Below are 3423 nucleotides of genomic sequence, written 5' to 3' on the forward strand. Positions count from 1 at the left end.
TCATCATCGTCGGCACTACTGAAGACTATATGGAGACTTCGAACGTTTTGCCCGAGTCCGGTCGCTTTCTCTCGGAAACGGATGTGCGGCACCGCCGTTCCGTCTGTGTTTTGGGACAGGACGTACTGAAAGTTCTCTTTCCCACCGGTGATCCGATCGGCAAACGCATCAGCATCGGAGGCCGCAAGTTTACGGTCATCGGCGTGGCTGAAAAGAAAGGCAACATGTTCGGCGACAGCATGGACAACATGGTCATGGTGCCGATCGGCGTCTTTCAGGCCGTATTCGGTGCGCGCTGGCGCTCCGTCGATATTGAAGTAAAAGTAGAAACGCCCGAGGAAATCGACAATGCCGAGATCGAACTGATCGGCATTATGCGGCGTATTCGCGGTCTGCAGGGCAGTCAGGAAAACAATTTTGCCGTCAACAAACAGAGCATGCTGATGGATACTTATAAAAAACTGACCGGCACCTTGTGGGCCGTGGCGATCGGCGTCGGTTCGATCTCTCTGTTTGTCGGCGGCATCGGAATTATGAACATTCTCCTGGTTTCGGTGACCGAACGGACGCGCGAGATCGGCATCCGCAAGGCGATCGGCGCGCGTCGAGTCGATATTATGCTCCAGTTTCTCATCGAATCGATGATGATTTGTGCGTTGGGAGTAGCGATCGGAACGTTGTTGGCTGTGGCGTTTGCCAAAATTGTCGCGGCCGCCACGCCTTTGCCGGCGGCGATCACCGCGTGGGTGGCTGTTCTCGGCCTGACCTTTGTCGTCGCCATCGGCCTGTTTTTCGGCATCTATCCGGCGCGCAAAGCGGCCATGCTTATTCCTATTGAAGCGTTACGATACGAATAAGGCGGATCGAGTCGTGCAAATCGGTGAAAGTTTCAATATGGCCGTCAGGGCCATCCTGACCAACAAGCTTCGTTCGGCGCTGACTCTTTTGGGCATTATTATCGGCGTCATGACCATCATTGCTATGCAGTCTTTGATCACCGGCCTGCGAAACAGCGTGCGCGAGCAGGTTAACGTGCTGGGCGCCGACACTTTTCAGGTGCAAAAGTTCCCCACCATCATGCAGCACGGCGACTGGGAAAAGTACCGAAACCGTAAGAACCTGACCGTCGAAGAGGCGGAAGCGGTGCGGCGTTTGGTTACCGCCGCCGAAAACGTGGGTGTCGAGGTGTGGGAAATGGGTTTGGAGATCCGTAGGGGAGACGAAAAGACGTCGCCGACGATCATGGTGGCGGGCGCTACGCCCGAGTTTGCCGTCAACAACGGCTATAACATTGCGGAGGGTCGCTTTCTTACTGACCAGGACGTCGATTTCAGTGCCCGCTGCGCCGTCATCGGCGTCGAAGTGGCCGACGCGCTGTTTCCCTATAGTGATCCGCTTGGCCAGGAGATCAAAATTCAGGGCGAACGCTTTCAGGTCATCGGTGTGTTCGATAAAATGGGGAGCATCCTCGGCCAATCGCGCGACAATCATGTCGTCATCCCTATCACCCGCTTTGAAAAAATTTTCGGCAAAGAGCGCTCGGTAAACATCACTGTAAAAGCCAAAAGCAGTGCGTTGTATGAAGAGTGCCTTGATCAAACCATCGGCGTGCTGCGGGCTGTTCGCAAAGTGCCGCCGGGCAAGCCGAACGATTTCGAAATCCGCACCAATCAACAGATGATGGACTTTTTCGACAATTTGACCAAGTATGTAAAAATCGTCGCTATTGCCATAGCCGCCATTTCGCTCGTAGTAGCCGGTGTGGGCATCATGAATATTATGCTCGTTTCGGTGACCGAGAGAACCCGCGAAATCGGCATCCGCAAGGCGGTGGGTGCCCGCAGCCGCGACATTCTCTTGCAGTTTCTCATCGAGGCGGTGGTGCTCAGCGAGATCGGCGGCGTCATCGGCATCGGCCTGGGGCTCGGCCTGGCGAAACTGGTTGAAGCACTGGCGCCGGTTCCGGCTGCGGTGCCGGTATGGACCGTCATCGTCGGTCTAGTGTTTTGTTCTTTCGTGGGTTTGATTTTCGGCGTCTATCCGGCGGCCAAGGCGGCGCGTATGAATCCCATTGCCGCGCTTCGCTTTGAGTAATGTAAAGAACCTTGGAGGTTATATGAGCATCGCATCCGAATATCGAAACAACGTCCTGATCGTTTATCCCAAAGGTGAATGGATGGGCGGCCCGGAAGCCGAAGAGTTTCGCAAGATTATCGATGAGGCCTTGCAAAGAGGAGTCGTGAATACGGTCGTTGATATGAAGGAGGTAACCTGGATGAATAGTTCCGGGCAGGGTGTTTTGGTCGGCGCATTGGCAAAGCTGCGCAGCAGCGGCGGGGAGCTCAAGCTCGCCAATCTCTCTGAACGTGTACGAAGGCCGCTGCGTTTGACGCGTCTTGATTCCGTTTTCGAAGAGTATGACGGGGTTGAAGAAGCTTTGAAAACTTTTCCGCAGGATTGAGAGGGGAGGAGCGGTATGGCAATACTGACTCGTGAGCAGATTCTTGAAAAAGCCGCGCGCGGTGAGTCCCTGGCGGGATTTGATCTTTCCAACGCAGATCTTTCTTATGCGGTACTAAAGGGGGTGAATTTGGCTGGCGCCGATCTCCGTGAGGCCCATCTGCAGAACGCCAATTTGGAAGGTGCCGACCTGCGGCAGGCAAAGCTCGACCATGCTTTTCTGTTTGGCTCCAATCTTCGTAATGCGCGACTCGACGGCGCCGAAGGAGTGGACGTCAATCTTCAGGACAGCAACCTAGAAGGGGTCAGCGCCCGCGGCGTACGACTTCCGCATGTTGCTCTGCTGGGTTCGACTCTGGAAAGGGCTGATTTTACCGGCGCTGATCTGCGCGACGCCCGTTTAAAGCGCGCTCATCTGCGCTATGCCAAGTTCGATGAGGCGGATTTGCGAGGTGCGCATTTGGTGCGCAGCGATCTCAGCGAAGCCTCGTTTCGGCGCGCCGACCTCAGCAATGCAGTGCTGACCAACGCCATCCTGGACGGAACCGATTTCACCGAGGCAAAAGGCTTGAGCTGAAAACGATATTCTCTTTGGTCGAGCCCGACGCGCTGATTGCTCGTTGGGCATTTTTTTAAATATTTTCTTGAAACTCTCGCCCGATACTCTTACCTTTACGAAAAATTGGAGTGAGGCGTGGATTCGGTTTTGCATGAATTTTCTTCTGCCTTTCGCAAAAAGGTTGCCGATCGGATAGCCGTGTTGAGCGGCGAAGTGCAGCCGGTCGGGCTTTATGAACCGGTTCGTTGGGCGCTTTCCGCACACGGCAAGATGCTGCGGCCGGTGCTCCTGCTTACCGTCTGCGAGGCGGTCGGCGGCCGTGCCGATGACGCCCTTGACGCGGCAGCGGCGCTGGAAATGGTGCACATTTTCAGCCTCGTCCATGACGACATTATGGACAACGA

Annotated in this window: 5 protein-coding genes; all 5 read left to right on the plus strand. The window is 55.2% G+C overall.

Annotation, left to right across the window (positions count from 1 at the left end):
- A partial coding sequence (locus ONB24_08950) for an ABC transporter permease (GenBank protein MDZ7316234.1) occupies positions 1 to 857 on the plus strand: 857 nt, incomplete at its 5' end.
- A 13-nt stretch (positions 858 to 870) separates the two neighbouring features.
- A complete protein-coding gene (locus ONB24_08955; protein MDZ7316235.1) occupies positions 871 to 2094 on the plus strand; it encodes an ABC transporter permease in 1224 nt (407 codons plus the stop codon).
- Positions 2095 to 2116: 22 nt separating this feature from the next.
- Positions 2117 to 2461, plus strand: a complete 345-nt coding sequence (locus tag ONB24_08960; protein ID MDZ7316236.1) for an STAS domain-containing protein — start codon at positions 2117 to 2119, stop codon at positions 2459 to 2461.
- Positions 2462 to 2476: 15 nt separating this feature from the next.
- Positions 2477 to 3037: a pentapeptide repeat-containing protein gene (locus ONB24_08965; GenBank protein MDZ7316237.1), complete on the plus strand. Its 561-nt coding sequence runs from the start codon at positions 2477 to 2479 to the stop codon at positions 3035 to 3037.
- 117 nt (positions 3038 to 3154) lie between these two features.
- The coding region (locus ONB24_08970; protein ID MDZ7316238.1) for a polyprenyl synthetase family protein at positions 3155 to 3423 on the plus strand (269 nt) is incomplete at its 3' end.

The sequence above is a fragment of the candidate division KSB1 bacterium genome, assembly GCA_034505495.1.
Lineage (GTDB): Bacteria > Zhuqueibacterota > Zhuqueibacteria > Residuimicrobiales > Krinioviventaceae > Fontimicrobium_A.